A 23,105-nucleotide genomic window follows, 5' to 3' on the forward strand; every position below is an offset into this window, starting at 1 on the left:
AGGTGTAGTCTAAATGGTTACTTAATGGTTACTTAGCAGTAGTTGATTAGTGGACCTGCTTTTTTCTTAAGCCGATAAAAGCGGTAGCAGCAACTAGTACAATTCCCGCAATTGTTAAGAAAATTGTTTTTTGTTCCCCAGTTTTTGGGTACTGTTTTTGTGCAGTAGCTTGCTGATCTACTATTTGTTCAGCTTTTGTAGGTGTTTCTTTGTTCTGATTAACATTGGTTGCTACATTAGTTGGTTGGTCATTTTTTCTAGGCCCATTGTCAATAGGTGCGTTGCCTATCGAAGAAGATTGAATCCAGTTAACTACTCCAGAGAATAGATTGCCGTTTATAGCGGCAATTTTATCTTGAACTGGGGCAAGATGATTGAGGATATGGATCAGTTCTTCTTTGGAAAGATGACTAAGCTCAATAAAACCATTTCCTTTAGGATAAAGAGCCTGAATATAATTGTACAATGGATCAATATTTTGAATGAGTTCATCTGTGGTCTTATACTGACTAGGATTAAAAGCCAAAGCTTTTTCAGCGTCTGCTGCAGAAATCACATTATCTTTGTAAGCTTTACGTAATACTCTTACGTAGCTGCCAAAATCCATACCAGTAATATCATAATTATAACGTTCAAAAATTTTCCATGCAGTCGTTAACTGTTGATCTGTATAGCTGTCCAATTCAACTTGGCTAATTCCATAGCCTGTATCTTTCAATTGTTCACGGATAACTGTGGGAGTGTACTCTTTGTTCTCCTCTTTTTTAACTGTTTCAGAATCCTTCGTTTCTTCCTTGACTGGTTCATCAGATTCTTTCGTTTCTGATGATTGAGTAGTGGACTCTTTTGTTTCAACGTTCTCTTTTTTCTCAAGGTCAGTGGTAGAAGAATGAGTTGTTTTATCTTGTTCATCTGCATCAGCTGTACTAATGTCAATTGTTGAACCAGAATCAATCACTTCTTCCGCTGCAGGAACACTTTCAATAGTCTGTTCTTGGGTAGATATAGTTGCATTAGGGACGGACTCGGTAGTTTCAGCGAACGCTGCAATTGGGAAGGTTAATACCAACAAACTGAACAAAACAACTTTTTTCATCTCAATCACTCCTTGTAATCTTTATGTAATATTATTGTAACACAAGAAATCTTTTTGTAAAGTAATATCTTGTCCTTTTTTCGAAATTTTTTTGTTGCCTAGCTTTTTTTCAATTATTCGCTGTGAAAGAGAAGTGTTTAGTGCAGTAGAGCTTACAATTTAATTTTTTTTAAATGTAGATGAAGTGGAAGAGAGGACGGGAATTTGGAAAAGTAAAATGACCCTTAAACAGAATGAGAGTTAGTCGACATAAAAAAAGGAAGCACAAATCTTTTAAAGACTTGTGTTTCCTTTTAATCGTTAATTTTAATCCAAAATCTGAACTGCAACACCTAAAGTGTTAGGTCCTGTGTGTACAGACAAGGCCGGCGAAATCGGTCCAAAATAAATGTTTTCCACCTTTGGAAAGGTTTCTTTTAGACGTTTTTTCATCTTAATCGCATTTTCCATCGCATCAGCATGAGCTACCGCCAAATTAAATCGATTGTGACCATTGAGTAAATCTCCAACAATTTGGATCGTTTTATCAAAGCTTTTATTGAGACCGCGAATTTTTGCCACTGTATAGTAGATACCTTCCTCATTACAGGAAATTATCGGCTTTAATTTCAAGGCGCTTCCTAACAAGGAGGCAACTAAGCCAATTCGTCCGCCACGCTGTAAATATTCCAATGTATCCACATTAAAAAAAACTTTAGTCTTAGGTAAACAGGCTTCAACACCTGCGATAACTTCATTAAACGATTTTCCTTGTTTAACTAATTCAGCGGCTAGAATGACGGAGAAGCCGGCAGCAATTCCAATGTTTTTGGTATCAATCCCATGGAAAGTTAGGCCTGTGTAATCTTCAGACAACAATCGCAACGCATTGAAGGTTCCGCTTAATCCGCTGGAAATAGTAATGATGACTACATGTGTAAAGCCTTGATCTTTGATTTCATCAAAAACTTTTATGATCATTTCACCATTTGGTAACGAAGTTTTTGGTAATTCTTCTTTTAAAAGAGGGAAAATATTATCTGAGCTAACTTCCAAACGGTCTAGTAATTCCTTATCCTTAAAGATAATACGCAATGGAACCATAAAAATCGGTGAGTTGTCTACCACTTCTTGAGGCGTATCTGTTCCAGAGTCTACTAAAATTGCAATTTTTTCTTTAGTCATCCGTTTTCTCCAATTCAATAATTTTTTCTACCAGCAACTTACTCGCAAATGAGGCTGCGGCATTTTCTACCGCTAAGTATCGATAATCTGATTGTCTGACGAGCGTCGGGTCATTTTCTTCAGCTAAAACTAAGCCGGCAACATATCTCAGAGATTCTTCTTGTATTTGACAGAAATTATTATAGGCTTGTTTTGGTTCATCAATGGCTAATTGCATGACGATTAGTTCTTTAATATCTGTAATTGTTAGGACCTGTTTGATCAAGGTAATGGCAATTAAATAAGCCAAATGATTTTTGTTGTAGCGCTTTTTGAGTGGTGGCGGTACCAATTTATGTTTTACATAGTTATTCACCATAGCACTGGAAAGTAGATGATGCTTTTCTGGTTCAATGATAGGTGATAAGTAACGGTCGATTAAAGTAATTACTTGATCCATGTACAGCTCTAACTCGGGGAGTTCTTCCCAACGAGGTAAACGAACTTCTTTTAGTGCTGCGGACCATTGTTTCAATTCTTCATTTGCTTCCATCTAGGCTTTGCTCCCTTCTAAATTTATTTTAACAAAATCAATAAGATTATACAATATGGTTATCAAAACTAGGTTGGATTATCACATGAATATTTCATAATTTTTTTCTTCTTTCTTCTTGCAATTTTAAATCACCAATGCTAACATATTGAAGTAGCTTATTTGGGCCGTTAGCTCAGTTGGTAGAGCAGCTGACTCTTAATCAGCGGGTCGCGGGTTCGAGCCCCTCACGGCCCATTGGGTGCCAAACCCACGAGAATGGTATTCTGTCGGCGTCTTTGGACGTTTAGAAGATGGAGTACGCATTCTCTTTTTTTGTTTTAGAAGTATGGTATGGTTGTTTTGTCTCTTTTTAATTTCTTAGTAGAAGATAGACTCTTAGGTCACAATGAGCTCAGCAGCTTTTCGTGGTTTCGTAAAAGTTTGACAAGAAAAAGCCTGAGAACCTTGAGAGGGTGAAACACTCTTCGAAATAAGGTATAATGGAGAAGCATATAATTTAGATGAAAAAGTTTGAGGTGACTCTTAGTGAAGAAAATTTTAGTTGTAGATGATGAAAAGCCGATTTCTGATATCGTTAAATTTAACCTAACGAAAGAAGGATATGAGGTGTTTACCGCTTATGATGGCGAAGAAGCAATTGAGAAGGTTGAAGAAGTCCAGCCGGATTTGATTTTGCTTGATTTAATGTTGCCAAAAAAAGATGGTTTAGAAGTGGCTCGTGAGGTTCGTAAAACGCATGATATGCCAATTATTATGGTAACCGCAAAAGACTCTGAAATTGATAAGGTTTTAGGGCTTGAGTTAGGTGCAGATGATTATGTTACGAAACCTTTCTCTAATCGTGAGCTTGTCGCACGAGTGAAGGCCAACCTGCGCCGAGGCGGCCAAGCACCTAAAGAAGAAGACGATACAACACAAGGTGATTTAACTATTGGTGATCTAACCATCCATCCGGATGCCTATATGGTAACCAAACGCGGAGGAACAATTGAATTGACCCACCGCGAATTTGAATTGCTGCATTATTTAGCTAAACATATTGGTCAAGTAATGACTCGTGAACATTTATTGCAAACGGTTTGGGGCTATGACTATTTTGGTGATGTACGTACAGTGGATGTAACTGTTCGTCGCTTAAGAGAAAAGATTGAAGATAACCCTAGTCATCCAAACTATTTAGTGACTAGAAGAGGTGTAGGTTATTACCTGCGCAACCCTGAACAGGAGTAATGAACTAAATGAAAAATAAAGTCCGTTTTTTTCAATCAGTAAATTTCAAGATTGCTTTTTCATTTATCTTGATTCTATTGATTTCGATTGAAATCATTGGGGCATACTTTATTCGTGGATTAGAAAAAGAAACAGTCAATAACTTTACGAAAGATATGAATCAGCGGGTCTCTTATTTGGCGAACTCATTAGGGACTACAATGTCTCAAGGTTCGGATAACAATGCTCTGCAACGTTTATTAGAAAACAATAATGCTTCTGATATTCAGGAGATGTGGATTGTTGATGATAAGGGAATTGTACTGGCGACTAACGACGTAGGCCGCAAAGATTCTATTGTAGGGAAAAAGAACGAATACAGCGATATTGACGACTTAACTATGAAGCAATTTGTTGCACTCGATGATAATAATAAACGGGTATATATTAATGTTCAACCAATTCAGTCCCCGACAGGCGATTCAGCCGTGCTGGGGGCTCTTTATGTTAAAAGTAACATTGAACAGAAGTATACCGAAATCAGCGATACAGCAATCATTTTTTTCACCGCCTCCTTAATCGCGGGCGTTATTTCAATGGTTGTTGCTTTGCTAGTTGCCCGTTCCATCACCAAGCCGATTGAGGAAATGCGGCAGCAGGCTATAAAGATTGCTCAAGGAGATTACTCTGATAAAGTTGAGGTCCATGGGCATGACGAACTGAGTCAGCTTGCGGAAACCTTCAATAAGTTGTCTGACCGGATCGAGGACGCTCAAGATACAATGGAGGCTGAACGGAATCGTTTGGACAGCGTTTTGACCCACATGACAGATGGTGTAATTGCAACGGATCGTCGTGGGAAGGTCATTACTATTAATGAGATGGCTTTGTCACTGCTAGATGTCAAAAATGAAGATGCAATCGGTGAGTCAATTTTGACCCTTTTAGACTTAGAGGAAGAATATACCTTGCGTAAGTTGTTGGAAGCGCAGGAAGAATTACTATTGGACCGCTCGAAATCGGATCAAGAAGAAGATCGGATGATTTTGAGAGCGGACTTCGCTATGATTCGTCGTGAGTCCGGATTTATCAGTGGGTTAGTTGTTGTATTGCACGATGTAACTGAACAAGAAAAAACTGCTGAAGAACGTCGACAATTCGTTTCTAACGTGTCACATGAACTACGGACACCATTAACAAGCGTACGCAGTTACTTAGAGGCGCTTGATGAAGGTGCCTGGGAAGACAAAGAGGTTGCTCCAGAATTTATTCAGGTAACTTTAGGTGAAACGGATCGCATGATACGAATGATTAATGACCTGTTAAATTTGTCTAGAATGGATTCAGGTAATCAGCAGCTGGATTTAGAGTTTGTTAATTTCAATGAACTAGCAGATTATGTGTTAGATCGCTTTGATATGATGGTTAATAATCAGAACAAAAAATATACGATTGTTCGAGATTTTACAGAGCGTGATTTATGGGTAGAGGTTGATGCTGATAAAATTATGCAAGTGATTGACAATATCATGAACAATGCTATCAAATATTCACCAGATGGCGGAAAGATTACGGTCCATCTGCTAGAGACCCATAATAATGTGGTACTAAGTGTTACAGATGAAGGCTTAGGAATTCCGAAAAAAGATTTGGAAAAAGTCTTTGAACGATTCTATCGTGTGGACAAGGCGCGGGCCCGGAAACAAGGTGGAACGGGACTAGGATTGGCTATATCTAAAGAAGTAATTAAAGCCCATAAAGGAACCATTTGGGTCGATAGTATTGAGGGCAAAGGTTCAACCTTCTCCTTCTCCTTACCTTATGAACCGTACGAGGAGGATTGGTGGGAATGAGATTTTCTGAAAAAGTTATGCGCGGACTTCTGATTTGCCTGATTTTACTAAGCTTATTTTTCACCTATTCTATTTGGGTGAGCCCAGCTGGTCGAACTCCTGATGTTAATTCCAATACGCAGGTAGTTAATAACGAACAAAACTATACCAAAGCAACCGATGCGTTTTTACCTTTAAGAGGTATTTGGGATTTAGACGGGAAACATTTCCAAACAAACAGTGAGAACCTATTGGCTACGCTTCAAGCTCGGTTGACTGAGAGTAACTATGGACAATTAGAAATTGTTGCCAATACGGAAGAGGAAATTGCAAATTATTACCAATTGGCGAATGGTGTTGAACTAAATTATGAGGGGCCTTTTTCATTAGCTGAATATGTTAAAGTTTTCGATATTCCCTTAAATTTAAATGGGCTTGATGACGAAGAAAGTATTCTTTTTGGCAAAATTCAGTTAGACTTCGATCGACAAAAAATTCGGTTTTTAAATTATCAAAAACACATTGTTTACGAAGCCTCTATTTCAACTGATTTTGATAAAATCGAAGCAATTTATCGAGAAAACGAAGAACGCTTTTTAGCAATGACGCCAGAGAATCAATTGGTTCCACGTTTATTGCAAACTGAGGGAAATGTCCACCTGAAAAAGTACAGCTATATTTTGACGACACAATCCTATTCATTATTCCGGAACGCCTTTTTCCAAGATCCAGAACAGGCTAAAGGAGAAGAGGAGGAAGATAAATCGCGTTCTTTCGTTAGTGGACATGAAGAGTTAACCATGAATGAAGTTGATCGATTAGTAAGTTTTTCAGGAGAGTTACCTGAGGAGTTAAAGGATCAAAGCCTATATACTCAGACTTTCAGTTATGTTAGTCGCTTAGGTACGGCGGTTGGAAATCTACGGTATTTTGACCGACAAAACAATCAGGTAAACTATCGGATCTTTGTGGAAGGCTATCCCATTTTCAGTCAGACCTCTAAAGGAAAAATGAGCGTCAATATTGAACCCAACAACCAATCCAATCAGGTCAAAATCCAAACCAGTATGGACACTGTTCAGGTACCCATACCTGCAGAAGAAGAGGTTGAATTACCAAGTTCAACCACAATAGCGGAAACTTTATCCTACGGTGGATACGATCTTAATTTAGTGCAAAGCTATATTATTGGCTATAACTGGCAAGATGTGGATAGTGTCGGTCGAGTAGTAGCCTTAACTCCAGAATGGTATATAAAATACGATAATAAGTGGTATACACTGGTGAACGGAAACTTAGTAGAAACGGAGGCGAACTAAGTGGATTTTCGCAAAATCGAATGGATTTTCTTTATTGCCTTTTTTGGAATTAATATTTTCTTGTTCAGTATTTATTGGAGCGGCCGCCACGAACAAAGCTTAGTGACGAACTCTGATCAACGAGAAGATATCTCGCAGCGTCTGCAAAATGACGACATTCATTACAAAGGAACTATTTCCGATCAGCATTTTGAAGGGTACTATTTAAGTGCCGAACAAGATGATTTATTTGGACTTTTAGATGAGGAAGTTAACGCTTCTGTTCGTAGTTCTTCATATGTATCTGATAAAGTTTTAACAAGTACGCCTTTGGAAAATATTAAATTTGACTTAAAAGAGACAAAGAAGAGCTTCAACGAAGTAATGCGAGACCCTCAGTTTATTTTAGCTGGGGATCAATATATGTACGTTTCCAGCATCTCGAAAAAAGATGATGAAGGCTCTAAAATAGTGGGTGCTCAATCCTATGAAGATATTCCTTTTATTGATGAAACTTCGCGGATAACCTTAAGCGTTGAAGCCTCGAGTGATGAAACGTCACACATAACGGGATATACTCAAACTTTGCTAAAGGATATTGAACCTTTACGAGAAAAAATGAGCTTGTACTCGGAAAAAGAAATCTTAAACACGTTGTATATCAATAATAACATTCCGCCAGGTTCAACTATTCAAGAAATCTATTTAGGCTATTTTCGAACACTGGAGGTACGAGAAAAAAACGTATATGTACCTGTTTGGTTCGTACGAATTGAGAATGCCGACAAAGTTGTTCAAATAGAAAAAGTTAATGCAATCAGTAATCAGGTTATTTCTAATAATTCGGTATCAAAGGTGGAAAATCCATAAAAAGGGTTGTATACTAAGAGAAGTTTTTACAAAGAGAGGACAATCACTTATGTTGGAAATGAATCACGCCTTTCAAATCAGTGTTTTAGCCAGCGGCAGCACCGGGAATTCTTTATATCTAGAAAGTGCTGAAAAGAAAGTTTTAGTAGATGCTGGATTAAGCGGGAAGAAAATAACCTCATTACTAGCGGAAGTGAATCGTAAGCCAGAAGATTTAGATGCTATCCTAGTAACCCATGAGCATCGTGATCATATTCATGGTGTAGGGGTTCTAGCAAGAAAATATAAAGTACCTGTATATGCAAATGAGAAAACGTGGGATGCGATGGCACCTTTAATTGGAAATGTTGCTCTGGAGCAACGACAAATTTTTGAAATGGGTAAAGTCTTAACCTTTGGTGATATGGATATCGAAAGTTTTGGGGTTTCCCATGATGCTGCAGCTCCCCAATTTTATCGTTTTTATAAAGACGGTCGTTCTTTCGTCATGTTAACGGATACTGGATATGCTAGTGATCACGTGAGAGGAACGATTCGCAACGCTGATGCCTATTTGGTAGAGAGCAACCATGATCTAGAAATGTTGCGTATGGGGCCTTATCCTTGGAGCCTGAAACAGCGCATTCTAGGAGATCGCGGGCACTTATCCAATGAAGACGGGGCTTTAGTAATGACTGATATTATTGGCGATAATACCAAACGAATATATCTAGGACATTTAAGTAAGGAAAACAACATGAAAGAATTGGCACATATGACAATGGAAGAGACGCTGACTCGTTACGATTTAGGAGTCAACTATCAATTCAATATTTATGATACCGATCCTGAGTGTTCAACTGAGTTATTCGCAATTTAACCTATAAGCCAGAGAAAATGATACTTACTCATTTTCTCTGGCTTTTTTTGGCGATAACAACTTTTTTAGGAATGAACTTTTGTTCAATGAATTCTATCAATTTCTCGTTTATACAGCTAAGTGATAAAATAAAAGAAGCAAGATAAAAAGAGGAGGAATCAGATTGAAGAAAATTATTAACCAGCCAAAGAACGTTGTCGAGGAAATGGTTGCTGGACTAGTAAGTGCATACCCGGACTATGTAAAGCAAATTCCAGAAACATTAGTGATAGCGCGTACAGATGATTTTGATCAAGTTGCTCTAGTTAGTGGAGGTGGAAGTGGGCATGAACCTTCTCATGCTGGATTTGTAGGAGATGGTATGTTAAGTGCAGCAGTTTGCGGGCAAGTCTTCACTTCGCCAACACCAGACCAAATTTTTGAGGCGATAAAGGGTACAAATAAAGGTAAAGGAACATTACTGATTGTAAAGAATTATTCTGGAGATGTCATGAATTTTGATATGGCAAAAGAAATGGCTGACATGGAGGAGATTGAAGTCGCTTCTGTATTAGTAGATGATGATATTGCTGTAGAAAATAGCACCTACACACAAGGGCGACGAGGGGTAGCTGGAACTGTTTTGGTTCACAAAATTTTGGGAGCTTTAGCAAGACAAGGTAAGGAGCTCAACAACTTGGCTGAATATGGCAAAGAGTTAGTTTCCGACATTAAAACTATTGGAATCGCTTTATCTGGAGCGACTGTGCCAGAGTTTGGTAAACCTGGCTTTGTTTTAGCCGACGATGAGATGGAATATGGTGTGGGAGTCCACGGTGAGCCTGGATATCGTCGGGAAAAAATTAAAACCTCTAGCAAAATGGCGGAAGAAGTAGTGGGCAAGTTGAAAGCAGAATTTAATTGGCAATCTGGTGAGAGTTATGGACTATTCGTCAATGGTATGGGGGCAACACCTCTAATGGAATTGTTCATTTACTTCAATGATGTCAAAGCGTTATTGGCAGCTGATGGAATTAAAGTAGATTTCTCTAAGGTAGGTAATTATATGACTTCTTTGGATATGTCTGGGGCTTCAGTAACGATGATTAAATTGGATGATGAACGTCTGCGCTTGCTAAACGAACCTGTCCATACGATATCTTGGTAATAGATGGAATTCAATTGAAAGGAAAGTAGGAGGATGAAGATGTTTACGCCGGATAACCTGAGGACTGCTTTACAAGTGTTCAATGAAAAAATTCAAGCGAAGAAAGACTATTTGAGTGAATTAGATACGCCAATTGGTGATGGCGATCATGGAAATAATATGGGGCGTGGAATGGACGCAGTAATGGCCGCAAACCTAGAAGGTGATTTGCCAGCTATTTTTAAAGCTGCCGCAATGGCTCTCATTAGTAAAGTTGGAGGTGCTTCAGGGCCGTTATATGGAACAGCTATGATGGAAATGATGAAGGCCAGTAAAACTTCGGCTGATCCAGTCACATTGTTAACCGCTGCAGCAGAAGGAATCACAAAACGCGGTAATTCAACAGTAGGTGAAAAAACGATGTTGGATTTGTGGTTTCCTGCCGTTGACTTGCTAAAAGAAGATCATTTGACGGAAGCGAAGCTGCAGGAGTTAGCTGAGAAAACCAGAGAGTTAAAAGCTGCTAAAGGTCGAGCTTCATATGTAGGAGAGCGTTCAATTGGTCATATTGACCCTGGAGCGATGTCCTCAGCCTATCTTTTTGAATCATTTTTAGAGGCAGGTGTGTTTGATGACTAAAGGTATTTTGTTAGTGTCCCATACAGTTGAAATGACTGAGGGTCTCAAACGTTTGCTAAGTGAAGTAGCTAAAGGAGTATCAATCACGACTGCTGGTGGTTTAGAGGATGGTTCAATAGGAACATCAATGGAAAAAATTACCCGAGCTATTGAAGAAAATGAGGCCGCAGAGTTATTTGCCTTTTATGATTTAGGGAGTGCTAAAATGAATCTAGAAATGGCGATAGAAATGACTGACAAAAAAATTGAGCTTTTTGACGCAGCATTTGTAGAAGGTGCGTATACCGCTAGTGCGTTGCTAACAGCGGGAGCGCCTGAAGCGGAGATTAGAGCACAGTTGCAGAATTTGGTAATTAAGTAAACGGAAACGACCGAGCCATTTGACTGCTCGGTCGTTTTCCTATGTTAAAGACTGACAACGCTAAAATGTTGATTCCCATGTTGATTCTTCAAGGCTTCATCCACCATGGCAATCGCATAGTCCGCCATACTAATGTCACTTTGTCCCTCGGCGTTTTTTTTCAAACGATTATCACTTAACTGGTAGTTTCCTGTTCGAGAACCGTCTGGAACAAAATTAGCAGCCGGACTTAAGTAACTCCACTGCAAATCTTTGGCCTTTGGTAATTCTAAATAGGCTTGATACATATTATAAGCTGTTGGGTAATACGGAGCATCCGGATCGGAAACATCAATCATCCGTTTGGTTCTTTCGTCATCTAAATAAAGAGAAGAAGCACCACCAACAACTAATAAACGAGTAGCTGTTCCTGATAAGATATCGATCAGGTGTTGTAAAGAACTTTGATGCAGCTCCTCTTTTCCCATGGGAGGACGAAAAGCATCAATGACCACGTCGAACTTAGATAAATCATCTTGTGTTAAGTCATACAAATCTTTCTTTAAGTAAGGAATATCCACCACTAACTTCTCAGGATGACGAACAATTGCCGTTACGTCAATCTGTCGTTCTAAAGCTTCATTTAGAATCAAAGATCCGGCATGACCAGTGGCACCAATAATTGCTAATTTCATAAAAAATTCCTCCTAACTAAACTAATTTTAGTGTAGGAGGAAACGTGCAAAAAGGCAAAAGTTAGGCTTTCAGCTAGTTTGCTGTATAGCTAACTGAGCTAAAATGACAATTAAATTCATGCCTACATGAGTAAGCATGGAGGTCCAAATTTTTCCTGTATGTTGGAATAACCAGCAAAAGAAAAGACCTAATCCACCGTATAATAAGTAATGGCCATCCTGGTGAGCAAGGGCAAATAGAAGGGAACTGATTATTGCCGGAACAAGAAAACCGTAACGTTGATTCAAACTGCCAAAAATTGCCCTGCGAAAGACTAGTTCTTCCATAATAGGGCCAGCAACTGTAGTAGCAATAATAAATACTGAATTTTCTTTGATCAACTGAACAATGTTTTGAGTATTTTGAGAAGCCACCGATTGATTTGTTAGTCGGGTTTCAATCTGCAGTAAAACCATCTGTAAAAGCATAGATAAGAAGATACCTGACAAACCAAAAATAATTGCGGTTTTCCAGCTTCTACTATTTTTTTCAATATTTAATGTTTGGCTTTTCCTCCAGTAAAATAGTAGTAAAACAGCACCGACAATATAGGAATAGGTAGTAATTTGAATTAATTGTTGTACATCTGAACTAATTAATGGTGCAAAAACGAGTGGTGAAAACAAGACAAGTCCGTAAGTAAAAATAGTCAGAAAAAGATATTTTTTAGTTGTCATAGCCAGTCCTTTCTAATTAGTAGATTTGTTAGCAATTATAGCACAGATGAAGAAAAAGTCTGGTTTAGAAAATTTAAAAAAAAGAGACGGTATGACTTGCAAAAGAAAGTAAAAATGGGTATGATAATAACTGTAAGTTAGCACTCTGAAGTTGCGAGTGCTAATGACTTTAACATCATTACTATTTTGGAGGGATTTATCGTGTTAAAACCATTAGGTGATCGCGTCATTCTTGAAGTCGCTCAAGAAGAAGAAAAAACAGTAGGCGGCATTGTTTTAGCCTCTGCTGCCAAAGAAAAGCCACAAACAGCAAAAGTTGTTGCAGTAGGCGAAGGCAACGTGTTAGATAACGGTGAAAAAAGTCCAATACCCGTAGCGGTTGGCGACACAGTAATGTTTGAAAAATATTCTGGTACAGAAGTAAAATATGACGGAACAGAATACTTAATTCTTTCTGCCAAAGATATTATGGCTATTGTAGAATAAAAAAATGAGGTGGAGAAATAATGACAAAAGAAATTAAATTTTCAGAAGATGCACGCGCAGCTATGCTACGTGGGGTTGATAAATTAGCTGATACAGTAAAAGTAACTTTAGGACCAAAAGGTCGCAACGTTGTATTAGAAAAATCATATGGTTCACCACTAATTACTAATGATGGTGTTACTATTGCTAAAGATATTGAATTAGAAGATCATTTTGAAAACATGGGAGCAAAACTTGTATCTGAAGTTGCTTCTAAAACAAATGATATTGCTGGTGACGGTACAACGACTGCGACTGTATTGACGCAAGCAATTGTCCGCGAAGGCTTGAAGAATGTTACCGCTGGTGCAAATCCAATGGGCATTCGCCGCGGAATTGAATTAGCAACAAAAACGGCAGTTGAAGAATTACACAGCATTTCTAAAGAGGTTGATTCTAAAGATGCGATTGCTCAAGTAGCTGCTGTTTCTTCTGGCAGCGAAGAAGTAGGAAAGTTAATCGCTGAAGCAATGGAAAGAGTTGGCAACGACGGTGTTATCACCATTGAAGAATCTAAAGGAATTGATACAGAATTAGACGTTGTTGAAGGTATGCAATTTGACCGTGGTTACTTGTCTCAATACATGGTAACTGACAACGATAAAATGGAAGCTGCTTTGGAAAATCCTTATATCTTGATTACTGACAAAAAAATCTCTAATATCCAAGATATCTTGCCACTGCTAGAACAAGTATTGCAACAATCACGTTCATTGTTGATTATTGCTGATGATGTGGATGGAGAAGCTCTACCTACTTTAGTATTGAACAAAATCCGTGGAACATTTAATGTTGTAGCGGTTAAAGCTCCTGGCTTTGGCGATCGTCGTAAGGCAATGTTGGAAGATATTGCAGTTCTTACTGGTGCTACTGTTATTACTGAAGATCTTGGTTTAGAATTGAAAGATGCAACAGTGGAAAACTTAGGATCTGCTGGCAAAGTAGTTGTTGATAAAGACAATACAACAATCGTTGAAGGTGCTGGCAACAGAGAAAAATTACAAGAACGTGTAGAATTAATTAAACGTCAAATTGATGAAACAACTTCTGATTTTGATCGTGAAAAACTACAAGAACGTTTGGCTAAATTAGCTGGTGGTGTAGCAGTTGTTAAAGTTGGTGCTGCTACTGAAACTGAACTAAAAGAATTGAAACTACGCATTGAAGATGCTTTGAACTCTACACGTGCAGCGGTTGAAGAAGGAATCGTTTCAGGTGGAGGAACAGCGTTAGTAAACGTAATCAAGAAAGTTGCTGAACTGGAAGCGGAGGGCGATGCTGCTACCGGAATTAACATTGTAGTTCGTGCGCTAGAAGAACCAGTTCGTCAAATCGCTGAAAATGCTGGATACGAAGGATCAGTGGTTATCGATAAATTGAAAAATGCTGACCAAGGTGTTGGCTTCAATGCAGCAACTGGCGAATGGGTAAACATGGTCGAAACAGGTATCGTTGACCCAACAAAAGTAACTCGCTCAGCATTACAAAATGCAGCGTCTGTATCTGCTTTGCTATTAACAACTGAAGCAGTTGTTGCCGATAAACCTTCCGAAAATGGACCTGCTGCTCCAGCAATGGATCCATCAATGATGGGCGGCATGATGTAAGCAAGAATATTTCAGGGACCTTGTTAAAACAAGGTCTCTTTTTTTTTATTAAAAATAGAATTTCTTACTACAATAAGTTACGATAAATGATAAAATTTAGTTAAGAAATTTGCTGGTATTTAAAAGGCGTCATTCTATTTTTATTCTTCTATCAGTTAATTTACAGATCAAAAAGTGTAAGCGCTAACCTTAATCCTTGATTGATAAACGTTTTTTATAGATATAATCCAAATAAAGTATTAGATTTTATAGTTTCTCTCTCTTACAATAGTCATGAAACAGTGGGACTGTTTTTCTCAAAAGTAGTATCTATGTAAGTTAAGCATCAACAGAGAATGTGAATCAAATACGGCATAACTAAATGAAGTATTTGTTTAAAATTTGCGGTATTTAAAAGTAATGGTTTTATTTTATTATACAATGCTCACGGAATAACAAACTTTCGATAAAGGAGGCTGTTTTTTGCCATTGGAAACTCGTGTACTGGAAATGATGGGTACAGTAATTACCTTATCGATTGAGCATTCCGAAGCCCAATTGCTTTTAGAGCATGCACAAAAAATGTTGGAAGATTTTCAGCAGCGTTTTAGTGCAAACCAAGAGGATTCAGAGTTAATGAAGGTTAATGCACAAGCAGGTATAAAACCCGTGAAAGTTCCAACTGATTTGTTCAATTTGATCAAAAAAGGCCATGACATGGGAATTTCTTCACATTCCAAGCTAAATATTGCTATTGGACCGTTAATAAAACTTTGGCATATCGGCTTCAATGACGCTCGAGTACCAACCGCACAAGAGATTGAAGAAAAATTGACACTTGTTCGTCTGGAAGATATTGAATTGAATGAAACAGATCAAACGGTATTTCTGAGACAAAAAGGGATGGAGATTGATTTAGGAGCCCTAGCGAAAGGATACTTTGCTGATCAACTCAAAAATTATTTTCAAACCAAAGGTGTTCAATCAGGAATCATTGATTTAGGCGGGAATGTTTTGACTATCGGAGAATCTACGAAAAATCCAGAAGGAGTTTGGCAGATTGGAATCCAAAATCCGATGAAGGAACGAGGGAATCTGGTTGCAGTCATAAAAAGTAAAGATCAATCTGTTGTAACCTCTGGAATTTATGAACGGGTACTGAAATCAGGGGAGAAGAAATACCACCACATTTTTGACTCGGTAACAGGTTATCCTGTAGACAATGATATTGCCAGTTTAACTATTGTTTCAGATCAATCCCTTGATGGTGAGTTTTGGACAACGATACTATTTCATGAATCGCCAGGTAAAGCACTTAATTGGCTTAATCAAATGCCTCAGATTGAAGGATTGGTTATTAGCCGCACAAATGAACTATTTGTTTCAGACAAACTGAAACCCCATGTCGTTTTATTGGAATAAAATTTTTACTTAACTGGAAAAATTAAATTAATAGATTTACTAGGAGGAAAAACAACAATGGCAAGAAGTTTATTCGATGCAGTCACTTTAAATTCAGGTGCTACATTCAAAAATCGTTTATTCATGTCACCGATGACTACCCAATCAGCATTTTATGATGGTGAGGTCACACAACAAATTATTGATTACTACAAATTCCGTTCGGGAGAGGCAGCAGCAATTATCGTAGAGAGCTGCTTTGTCGAGGATAAAGGCCGCGGCTTCCCTGGAGCAGTCGGCGTAGATACAGATAAAAAAATTGCTGGCTTGTCTGAATTAGCTTCAGCAATTAAGGATAAAGGTTCGCAGGCAATCATGCAGATTTATCATGCAGGTCGGATGGCATGGCCTGAATTAAATGGTGGCGCAGTTCCTGTTTCAGCGAGTCCAGTAGCAGCTTTGCGACCTGGAGCGCCAGTGCCAAGAGAAATGACCGAAGAGCAGATCGAAGAAATGATTACACTATTTGGAGATGCAACTCGTCGAGCGATTGAAGCTGGATTTGACGGTGTTGAAATCCATGGAGCAAACACATTCTTGCTGCAACAATTCTTTTCTCCACATTCGAATCGCCGCCAAGATAAATGGGGAGGAAGCCGTGAAAAACGCGCTCTTTTCTCAATGGAGGTAATGAAGGAAGTACAACGTGTTATCAAAGAGCAAGGTGCTGAAAACTTTATCGTAGGGTACCGTTTTTCTCCGGAAGAGCTTGAAGAACCTGGGATTCGTTTTGAAGATACTATGTATCTATTGAATACACTAGCTACATTAAAACCTGACTATTTCCATTTTTCAATGGGTGCTTATACACGTCCATCAATTGTTGAATCAAATGATCCAGAACCATTGATTACCAAATATCTTGCGCAACGTTCACCTGAGCTGGCTGACGTTCCGATTATGGGTGTTGGCGGAATTTTGCAACGTAAAGATGCAGATGATGCATTGCAATTAGGCTATGACCTGCTAGCGGTTGGTAAAGGTTTCTTAGTAGAACCTACCTGGGTGCAAATGATCAAAGACGATCAAGCGGTGCCAGAATATGCCCATATTGCTAAACAAAAAGAGCTTCTAATTCCGACACCACTTTGGGATTTCATGGATTCCATGGTAATGGTAAAAGATCCAGAAGAGGAAAAGCGCAAATACGAACGCTTGAAAGAACTGCAAAAGATGAAACTGGAGTTCAAGCCAGGCACTTATACGGTTGCAGCAAAAGGGCACAACAGTGAGATTGAAATGAAAGTTACTTTCTCTAAGGAACGGATTGAAAGCATTGCGATTGATTCAGGTGAAGAATCAGAGGGATTGTCTGACCAAGTATTTGAGCGTTTGCCACAACAAATTATTGAAGGCCAAACCTTGAATGTTGATGTTATCTCGGGAGCTTCAGCTTCAAGCCAAGGGGTTATCGACGGTATTGCTGAGGCAGTTGAATTGGCTGGAGCAAGCTCAGAAGTCTTAATGGCCCGACCAAAACCAACATTACAGTGGTCGAAAGAAGTGGTTGAAGAAACAGCCGATGTAGTTATTGTAGGTTCTGGAGCAGCTGGAATATCTGCCGCACTACGGGCAGATCAATTAGGATTAAAAACAATTTTACTAGAAAAAATGAGTTTTGTCGGAGGCGCTATTTCAATTAGTGGTGGGAACCAAGTAGTGATGGGTTCTAAACTGCAGGCTGAAGCAGGTGTTACTGATGATACCGCAGAGTTAATGGTGGAAGACTTCCTAAAAAATGGTAGTGGTAAGAATGTTCCTGAGTTAGTGAATTTGTTGGCTCAAAATGTTGGACAAGCAACTGATTGGGTTCATGAATATATGGGTGTAGAATATGACATGAAAGGCGGTCTGCATGTACTAGCTGAGTATCGTAAAAATCGTGAGCTTGCTTATGAAGATGGCGGACACGGTTTTGCAGCAAGTGCTCGTAAGGCATTAGACAGCAGCAATGTAACTATTTATTTACAAACAAAAGCTGAAGAATTAATTGCTGATGAATCCGGCAAAATTATTGGACTTAAAGCAATTGAAGAAACTGGGAAAACTCATAACATCACTGCTGAAGCAGTAATCCTAACAACAGGCGGCTACGGGAATAATCCTAACCTGTTAAGCAAAGAGTTGAACAAAGTATTGTTCTACGGAACTAAATCATCTACAGGTGATGGGCTGCTAATGGCGACTGCACCAGGCATCGATGCAGATACTCGTCTAATGGAATACGGTAAAATTTATCCAAATGGAGTCGAAGTATCTAAAGGATATGCCAAATCCACAATAGGCGGAAATATCGCTGTATTGAAGGAAAATGGCTTGTTAGTCAACATTGATGGTAAGCGTGTAGTCAATGAACGTGCCAGCAACAAGGAAGTATTAGAGAAATTGCTAGAGCAAAACCCTCAAATGCTTTACATTTTGTTGGATCAAGAGCATTTTGAAAAATTCAGTGATGCGGTTGCCGAGGGTGGAATTGCCCGTGAAGATCTAGAACGCTGGATTTCCAATAATGGTATGGGAACTCCGAAAGCTTTCCGAGCTGAGTCTTTAAATGAACTAGCAGCTAAAGCAGGTATGCCAGGTAACAGCTTGGCAGAGACAGTTGCTCTTTATAACGAGTATGTTGCTAAAGGTGAAGATGAGGAGTTTGGTCGTCAACCTGAATTCCTGCAAAAACCTGTAGGCGATGGTCCTTACTATTTGATTGAACAAAAACCACGTTTCGCAACCACGATGGGTGGACTTGTTGCAAATGATCATCTAGAAGTAATCAATAAATCAGGTGAACCAATCCAAGGACTTTATGCTGCTGGAGAAGTAGTCGGTGGTGTAATGGGAACAGATTCACCTTCTGGAGCAAATAATGCATGGGCATTAACTTCAGGTAAATTAGCAGCTGAAAATGCTGGTAAAAAAGTAGCTGAATAAATGATCTATGAAGTCACAGAATTTTTTATCTGTGGCTTTTTTTAATGCTTTTGTGGTTTCACGATATAATATAGAAGAAATTTGAATAAGAATTAGAGAGATTTAGCTTTTTTTTCATGAAATTTTAGCGATTGGTCGATTCAGTGAATCAATTTATTCACATTCCTGTGATACAATAGAGTAGCAAAAAGGAGTGTGAACGATGAAATTAATTGAAACCCCAATTACCAGTAATTTAAATCTTGAAGCTATGTACCCAGAATTATCCAAGCTGACGTTTGCTAAACAGCAAGCTGTTAAGCTATATAAATTGTATGCTTATGACCGTACAAAAATTATTTATTTGGACCGCTTTGATACCATCACTTTGCTGCTGTTAAATCGTCAGCGAAAAATAAAACATGACGAGGTGGATACGATCATCCACCACATTCTGAAAGTTGATCGTAAGGATGTCACCGTCAATGTAGGGTATAAAAAACAAATCATGGAAATGGGGATTCGTCCTCGCCACAACTACAAGGATATTATTTTAATTGAACAAAACGTGAAATAGAATTTGTGATAAAAGAGGAAAAGCCGTACGCTTTTCCTTTTTTTTGATATAATAGAACCATTGAAATTACTAAAAGGAGCATGATTATGAAAAAGCTATATGAGGATGACAGTTTAACGCTTCATACAGATTTGTATCAAATCAATATGATGAAAACATATTGGGAAACCGGGCGGGCAGATTTACATGCTGTCTTTGAGTGCTACTTCCGCACAATGCCCTTTGAAAACGGGTATGTCATCTTTGCGGGATTGGAACGTTTAGTAAAATACTTAGAAGAACTGACCTTTAGTGAAAGTGATCTTGCTTATTTAGCTGAAGTAGAAGAATACCCACTTGAATTTATTGATTATTTGCGCGACTTTAAATTTGCTTGTACTGTCCGTTCAGCAGTAGAAGGTGAATTGGTCTTTAACAACGAACCAATTATTCAAGTAGAAGGACCATTGCTCCACTGCCAGTTAGTGGAAACAGCATTATTAAACATTGTAAATTTCCAGACCTTGATTGCCACCAAAGCGGCTAGAATTAAATCAGTAATTGGTGATGATCCTTTATTAGAATTTGGCACACGGCGAGCGCAAGAGATGGACGCGGCTATTTGGGGAACTCGAGCAGCTTATATTGGTGGGGCAGATGCCACCAGCAATGTTCGAGCTGGAAAAATCTTTGGTATTCCTGACAGTGGAACGCATGCCCATTCATTAGTCCAATCTTATGGAAATGACTATGAAGCATTTTTGGCTTATGCTCAAACCCATAGAGAGTGCGTTTTCTTAGTAGATACGTATGATACGCTAAACTCTGGCGTACCAAATGCGATTCGAGTTGCGCGCGAAATGGGGGATAAAATCAATTTCATGGGTGTACGGATTGACAGTGGTGACATGGCATACATTTCTAAAAGAGTTCGCCAGCAGCTGGATGAAGCGGGCTTCCCGGATGCCAAAATCTATGCTTCTAATGATTTGGACGAAAGTACGATTCAGAATTTGAAAATGCAGCATGCGAAAATTGATGTTTGGGGTGTAGGAACAAAATTAATAACGGCTTACGATCAACCTGCCTTAGGTGCAGTCTTCAAGATAGTATCAATTGAAGATGGAGAAGGCAAAATGATTGATACCATTAAGCTATCGAGTAATGCTGAAAAAGTAACAACGCCTGGGAAAAAACAAGTCTGGCGAATTACTCGTAATTCTGATGGGAAATCTGAAGGTGATTATGTTACTTTGTGGGATGAAGATCCTCGTGAAGCAGAAGAAATTTTTATGTTCCATCCAGTTTATACGTATATTAATAAGACGGTTCACAATTTTACTGCTCGACCTATTTTAAAAGATATTTTTATAGAAGGTAAGCGGGTTTATCAGGTACCGACAATTGAAGAAGTGAAGCAAACGGCTAAAGACAATTTGGATTCCTTATGGGAAGAGTATAAGCGTGATTTAAATCCTCAGAAGTATCCAGTTGACTTGTCTCAAGATTGCTGGGATCATAAGAACAGAATCATGGATGAAGTTCGAAAATCTATAGCAAAAATGAAGGAGCGATACAATGACACTGCAAAATGAGATCATCAAGGAATTAGGTGTAAAACCAACGATTGATCCGAAAGCTGAAATTTTGCGCAGCATTGACTTTTTGAAAGAGTACTTAAAAACCTATCCCTTCTTAAAAACATTTGTTTTAGGAATTAGCGGTGGTCAAGACTCGTCATTAGCAGGCCGCCTTGCGCAATTAGCAATGGAGCAAATGCGTGAGGAAACAGGAGACGACAGCTACCAGTTTGTCGCCGTCCGCTTACCTTATGGCGAACAGTTCGACGAAGCAGATGCACAGCGTGCTCTTGATTTTATTCAACCAGATATAAGTTTACGAGTAAATATAAAACCTGCTGTAGATGCTCAAGTAGCAGCATTAGAAGAGGCAGGAATATCCGTTAGTGATTTTAACAAAGGAAACATTAAAGCACGGCAGCGGATGATTACTCAGTATGGAATTGCTGGTGGAAAAAGCGGTGCAGTAATTGGTACAGATCATGCGGCTGAGAATATTACCGGCTTCTTTACTAAGTTTGGTGATGGCGGTGCAGATATTTTACCGTTATTCCGCCTGAACAAGCGTCAAGGTAAAATGCTTTTGAAAGAATTAGGCGCTGACGAAGCTATTTATATGAAGGTTCCAACAGCTGACCTGGAGGATGGCAAACCTTTAGTTGCTGACGAAGTTGCTCTAGGTGTAACTTATGATGACATTGATGACTATGTAGAGGGCAAAGAAATCAACGAAGAAGCTCGTGAAACCATTGAAAAATGGTGGAATAAAACGGAACACAAACGTCATTTACCAATCACGATTTTTGATGATTTTTGGAAACGATAATTTGAGAAAACTGGAAGAACCTACTTCCAGTTTCTTTTTTTAAAGAGGTGAAAGAGATGTATAAGATTCAATTATTGGCTGATTTTGATCAAAATCAGCTCAAACCATTGGACAAGAAGCATTTTGAGATAGCTAAGGAGGCGGCAGACGCATTAATGATCCGCAGTGGCGAGATTGAGGCCAATGCGCTAACAAATTCATTGTTGGCTATTGCTCGAGCTGGTGTGGGAGTAAATACAATTGATGTTGAGGCGGCTACTCAAAATGGGACGATTGTCATGAACACACCCGGCCAAAATGCTAATGCGGTAAAGGAATTAGTTTTAGCTAGCTTATTTCTAACCGCTCGACCTATTTTTCAAGCTGCTGAGATGGTTGAGGGCTTAGAAAGCAGCGACCTGCTAACCACAGCTGAAGAAAAACGGGCTGATTTCATTGGTCAAGAATTGCAGGGAAAAACGGTTGGACTTTTAGGGATTGGAGCAATTGGTTCTTTAGTGGCAGAAGCCTGCTATGAATTAGGAATGGATGTCTTAGGTTATGCCCGCAATGATCCTGAAAGTGAAATTATGCGTTTTGCTTCCTTAGAAACCATTTTAGATGAAGCTGATTTTATTGTAGTATTGCTGCCATTGTCAGAGAACACTGAACATTTGCTTTCCGAGAAGGAATTTCAGCGGATGAAATCAACCGCGTATGTCTTAAATTTTGGTCGGGGAGAAATTGTTGACAGTCTGGCTGTTTTGGAGGCAATAGAAAAGGAAAAGCTGGCAGGGTATATTACCGATTTTCCAGAAAATGAACTACAGGGGCAGAAAAAAATCCTGCAGCTTCCCCATATCGGAGGTACCACTGAAGAAGCGCTGAGCGATAGTGGAGCTGCCGCTGCTAAAGCACTGAAAGCTTTTTTGTTGTATGGTACGGTGAAGGACTCAGTCAATTTTCCTGCAGCTAAATTACCATTTAGAGGAGAACATCGCTTTACGTTCTTTTATGAAAATCAACCAAAAATGTGGCAAAAAATCATCGAAGCAGTATCGAATTTGCAGCTTGAAATTGTGGATATGATCAGTAACCGTAAAGGAGAGTTTATTTACGTTATTATGGATGTGGAGGCAGCTGACAAAGAGAAACTAACGCGAGCAGCTGAAGTGTTGCAGCAACTTGATGCGATGAAACGCATACGGGTACTAACTCAGCCGCATCAGTAGAGCCGCCTTTACTTTTAGTTGATTTCTCGCTAAAATAACCAATGATTGATTAGTAGGAGTTGACTAACATAAA

General features: G+C 38.9%; 21 protein-coding genes and 1 tRNA gene. 17 read left to right on the plus strand and 5 right to left on the minus strand.

Features of this window, described 5'->3' with window-relative positions:
• Positions 1 to 46: 46 nt before the first annotated feature.
• The 3 genes from IGI46_RS09665 to IGI46_RS09675 form a co-directional block, all read right to left on the minus strand.
• Entirely contained in the window at positions 47 to 1,096 is a 1,050-nt protein-coding gene (locus IGI46_RS09665) for an LPXTG cell wall anchor domain-containing protein (protein ID WP_429973364.1), read from the minus strand.
• 306 nt (positions 1,097 to 1,402) lie between these two features.
• Positions 1,403 to 2,260: a DegV family protein gene (locus IGI46_RS09670; protein WP_429963097.1), complete on the minus strand. Its 858-nt coding sequence runs from the start codon at positions 2,258 to 2,260 to the stop codon at positions 1,403 to 1,405.
• Positions 2,253 to 2,792 (minus strand): DUF1836 domain-containing protein, encoded by a 540-nt coding sequence (locus IGI46_RS09675; RefSeq protein WP_207704341.1) that lies wholly within the window; start codon positions 2,790 to 2,792, stop codon positions 2,253 to 2,255. Before IGI46_RS09675 ends, IGI46_RS09670 begins: the two co-directional genes overlap by 8 nt.
• A 164-nt stretch (positions 2,793 to 2,956) precedes the next feature.
• Here IGI46_RS09675 and IGI46_RS09680 point away from each other — a divergent pair.
• The 9 genes from IGI46_RS09680 to dhaM all read left to right on the plus strand — a co-directional run bounded on the left by IGI46_RS09680 (position 2,957) and on the right by dhaM (position 10,989).
• A tRNA-Lys gene (locus IGI46_RS09680) sits at positions 2,957 to 3,029 on the plus strand.
• 291 nt (positions 3,030 to 3,320) lie between these two features.
• Complete coding sequence (gene yycF, locus IGI46_RS09685) at positions 3,321 to 4,025, plus strand: response regulator YycF (protein WP_207704342.1); 705 nt, start codon at positions 3,321 to 3,323, stop codon at positions 4,023 to 4,025.
• A gap of 8 nt (positions 4,026 to 4,033) precedes the next feature.
• Positions 4,034 to 5,857 (plus strand): cell wall metabolism sensor histidine kinase WalK, encoded by a 1,824-nt coding sequence (gene walK, locus IGI46_RS09690; RefSeq protein ID WP_429973365.1) that lies wholly within the window; start codon positions 4,034 to 4,036, stop codon positions 5,855 to 5,857.
• Positions 5,854 to 7,155 carry a YycH family regulatory protein gene (locus IGI46_RS09695; protein ID WP_207704344.1) on the plus strand — a complete coding sequence of 434 codons (1,302 nt, stop codon included), beginning with the start codon at positions 5,854 to 5,856 and terminating at the stop codon, positions 7,153 to 7,155. Before walK ends, IGI46_RS09695 begins: the two co-directional genes overlap by 4 nt.
• A complete protein-coding gene (locus IGI46_RS09700) occupies positions 7,156 to 8,004 on the plus strand; it encodes a two-component system regulatory protein YycI (protein ID WP_429973366.1) in 849 nt (282 codons plus the stop codon).
• A 49-nt stretch (positions 8,005 to 8,053) separates the two neighbouring features.
• Positions 8,054 to 8,863, plus strand: coding sequence for an MBL fold metallo-hydrolase (locus IGI46_RS09705; RefSeq protein ID WP_207704346.1), 810 nt, complete (start codon positions 8,054 to 8,056; stop codon positions 8,861 to 8,863).
• 163 nt (positions 8,864 to 9,026) lie between these two features.
• On the plus strand, positions 9,027 to 10,010 hold the full coding sequence (dhaK, locus tag IGI46_RS09710) for a dihydroxyacetone kinase subunit DhaK (RefSeq protein ID WP_429973367.1): 984 nt from the start codon (positions 9,027 to 9,029) through the stop codon (positions 10,008 to 10,010).
• A 39-nt stretch (positions 10,011 to 10,049) separates the two neighbouring features.
• A complete protein-coding gene (gene dhaL, locus IGI46_RS09715) occupies positions 10,050 to 10,628 on the plus strand; it encodes a dihydroxyacetone kinase subunit DhaL (RefSeq protein ID WP_429973368.1) in 579 nt (192 codons plus the stop codon).
• The gene (gene dhaM / locus IGI46_RS09720) at positions 10,621 to 10,989 is read left to right on the plus strand and encodes a dihydroxyacetone kinase phosphoryl donor subunit DhaM (RefSeq protein ID WP_429973369.1); all 369 of its coding nucleotides are present in this window, start codon (positions 10,621 to 10,623) and stop codon (positions 10,987 to 10,989) included. Before dhaL ends, dhaM begins: the two co-directional genes overlap by 8 nt.
• 44 nt (positions 10,990 to 11,033) lie before the next feature.
• On the opposite strand, the gene IGI46_RS09725 is transcribed toward dhaM, so the two are convergent.
• Positions 11,034 to 11,663 (minus strand): NAD(P)-dependent oxidoreductase, encoded by a 630-nt coding sequence (locus tag IGI46_RS09725; protein WP_429973370.1) that lies wholly within the window; start codon positions 11,661 to 11,663, stop codon positions 11,034 to 11,036.
• A gap of 69 nt (positions 11,664 to 11,732) precedes the next feature.
• Positions 11,733 to 12,380, minus strand: a complete 648-nt coding sequence (locus IGI46_RS09730; protein ID WP_429973371.1) for a CPBP family intramembrane glutamic endopeptidase — start codon at positions 12,378 to 12,380, stop codon at positions 11,733 to 11,735.
• 201 nt (positions 12,381 to 12,581) lie between these two features.
• Here IGI46_RS09730 and groES point away from each other — a divergent pair, with 201 nt between their 5' ends.
• The 8 genes from groES (at position 12,582) to IGI46_RS09770 (ending at position 23,032) form a co-directional block, all read left to right on the plus strand.
• Positions 12,582 to 12,866 carry a co-chaperone GroES gene (groES, locus tag IGI46_RS09735; RefSeq protein ID WP_429963102.1) on the plus strand — a complete coding sequence of 95 codons (285 nt, stop codon included), beginning with the start codon at positions 12,582 to 12,584 and terminating at the stop codon, positions 12,864 to 12,866.
• Positions 12,867 to 12,886: 20 nt separating this feature from the next.
• The gene (groL, locus tag IGI46_RS09740; RefSeq protein ID WP_207704353.1) at positions 12,887 to 14,512 is read left to right on the plus strand and encodes a chaperonin GroEL; all 1,626 of its coding nucleotides are present in this window, start codon (positions 12,887 to 12,889) and stop codon (positions 14,510 to 14,512) included.
• A 462-nt stretch (positions 14,513 to 14,974) separates the two neighbouring features.
• On the plus strand, positions 14,975 to 15,913 hold the full coding sequence (locus IGI46_RS09745) for an FAD:protein FMN transferase (RefSeq protein WP_429973372.1): 939 nt from the start codon (positions 14,975 to 14,977) through the stop codon (positions 15,911 to 15,913).
• A gap of 57 nt (positions 15,914 to 15,970) precedes the next feature.
• Complete coding sequence (locus tag IGI46_RS09750; RefSeq protein ID WP_429973373.1) at positions 15,971 to 18,880, plus strand: FAD-dependent oxidoreductase; 2,910 nt, start codon at positions 15,971 to 15,973, stop codon at positions 18,878 to 18,880.
• A gap of 202 nt (positions 18,881 to 19,082) precedes the next feature.
• Complete coding sequence (locus tag IGI46_RS09755; RefSeq protein ID WP_429973374.1) at positions 19,083 to 19,436, plus strand: DUF1827 family protein; 354 nt, start codon at positions 19,083 to 19,085, stop codon at positions 19,434 to 19,436.
• A gap of 86 nt (positions 19,437 to 19,522) precedes the next feature.
• Positions 19,523 to 21,010: a nicotinate phosphoribosyltransferase gene (locus IGI46_RS09760; RefSeq protein WP_429973375.1), complete on the plus strand. Its 1,488-nt coding sequence runs from the start codon at positions 19,523 to 19,525 to the stop codon at positions 21,008 to 21,010.
• Complete coding sequence (gene nadE / locus IGI46_RS09765; RefSeq protein ID WP_429973376.1) at positions 20,994 to 21,821, plus strand: ammonia-dependent NAD(+) synthetase; 828 nt, start codon at positions 20,994 to 20,996, stop codon at positions 21,819 to 21,821. Before IGI46_RS09760 ends, nadE begins: the two co-directional genes overlap by 17 nt.
• A gap of 56 nt (positions 21,822 to 21,877) precedes the next feature.
• Entirely contained in the window at positions 21,878 to 23,032 is a 1,155-nt protein-coding gene (locus tag IGI46_RS09770) for an NAD(P)-dependent oxidoreductase (protein WP_429973377.1), read from the plus strand.
• The last annotated feature ends 73 nt before the right edge of the window (positions 23,033 to 23,105 follow it).

Origin of the sequence: Enterococcus sp. AZ163, assembly GCF_050498925.1 — a bacterium.
In the GTDB taxonomy this organism is placed as follows: Bacteria; Bacillota; Bacilli; order Lactobacillales; family Enterococcaceae; genus Enterococcus_A; species Enterococcus_A ferrettii.

Coding starts and splice junctions, on each gene's coding strand:
- IGI46_RS09705 (WP_207704346.1), top strand. CDS start 8,054: ATGTTGGAAATGAATCACGCCTTTCAAATCAGTGTTTTAGCCAGCGGC.
- dhaM (WP_429973369.1), top strand. CDS start 10,621: ATGACTAAAGGTATTTTGTTAGTGTCCCATACAGTTGAAATGACTGAG.
- IGI46_RS09755 (WP_429973374.1), top strand. CDS start 19,083: ATGAAATTAATTGAAACCCCAATTACCAGTAATTTAAATCTTGAAGCT.
- IGI46_RS09750 (WP_429973373.1), top strand. CDS start 15,971: ATGGCAAGAAGTTTATTCGATGCAGTCACTTTAAATTCAGGTGCTACA.
- nadE (WP_429973376.1), top strand. CDS start 20,994: ATGACACTGCAAAATGAGATCATCAAGGAATTAGGTGTAAAACCAACG.
- IGI46_RS09730 (WP_429973371.1), bottom strand. CDS start 12,380: ATGACAACTAAAAAATATCTTTTTCTGACTATTTTTACTTACGGACTT.
- IGI46_RS09665 (WP_429973364.1), bottom strand. CDS start 1,096: ATGAAAAAAGTTGTTTTGTTCAGTTTGTTGGTATTAACCTTCCCAATT.
- IGI46_RS09760 (WP_429973375.1), top strand. CDS start 19,523: ATGAAAAAGCTATATGAGGATGACAGTTTAACGCTTCATACAGATTTG.
- IGI46_RS09670 (WP_429963097.1), bottom strand. CDS start 2,260: ATGACTAAAGAAAAAATTGCAATTTTAGTAGACTCTGGAACAGATACG.
- groL (WP_207704353.1), top strand. CDS start 12,887: ATGACAAAAGAAATTAAATTTTCAGAAGATGCACGCGCAGCTATGCTA.
- dhaL (WP_429973368.1), top strand. CDS start 10,050: ATGTTTACGCCGGATAACCTGAGGACTGCTTTACAAGTGTTCAATGAA.
- IGI46_RS09675 (WP_207704341.1), bottom strand. CDS start 2,792: ATGGAAGCAAATGAAGAATTGAAACAATGGTCCGCAGCACTAAAAGAA.
- walK (WP_429973365.1), top strand. CDS start 4,034: ATGAAAAATAAAGTCCGTTTTTTTCAATCAGTAAATTTCAAGATTGCT.
- IGI46_RS09770 (WP_429973377.1), top strand. CDS start 21,878: ATGTATAAGATTCAATTATTGGCTGATTTTGATCAAAATCAGCTCAAA.
- IGI46_RS09695 (WP_207704344.1), top strand. CDS start 5,854: ATGAGATTTTCTGAAAAAGTTATGCGCGGACTTCTGATTTGCCTGATT.
- IGI46_RS09725 (WP_429973370.1), bottom strand. CDS start 11,663: ATGAAATTAGCAATTATTGGTGCCACTGGTCATGCCGGATCTTTGATT.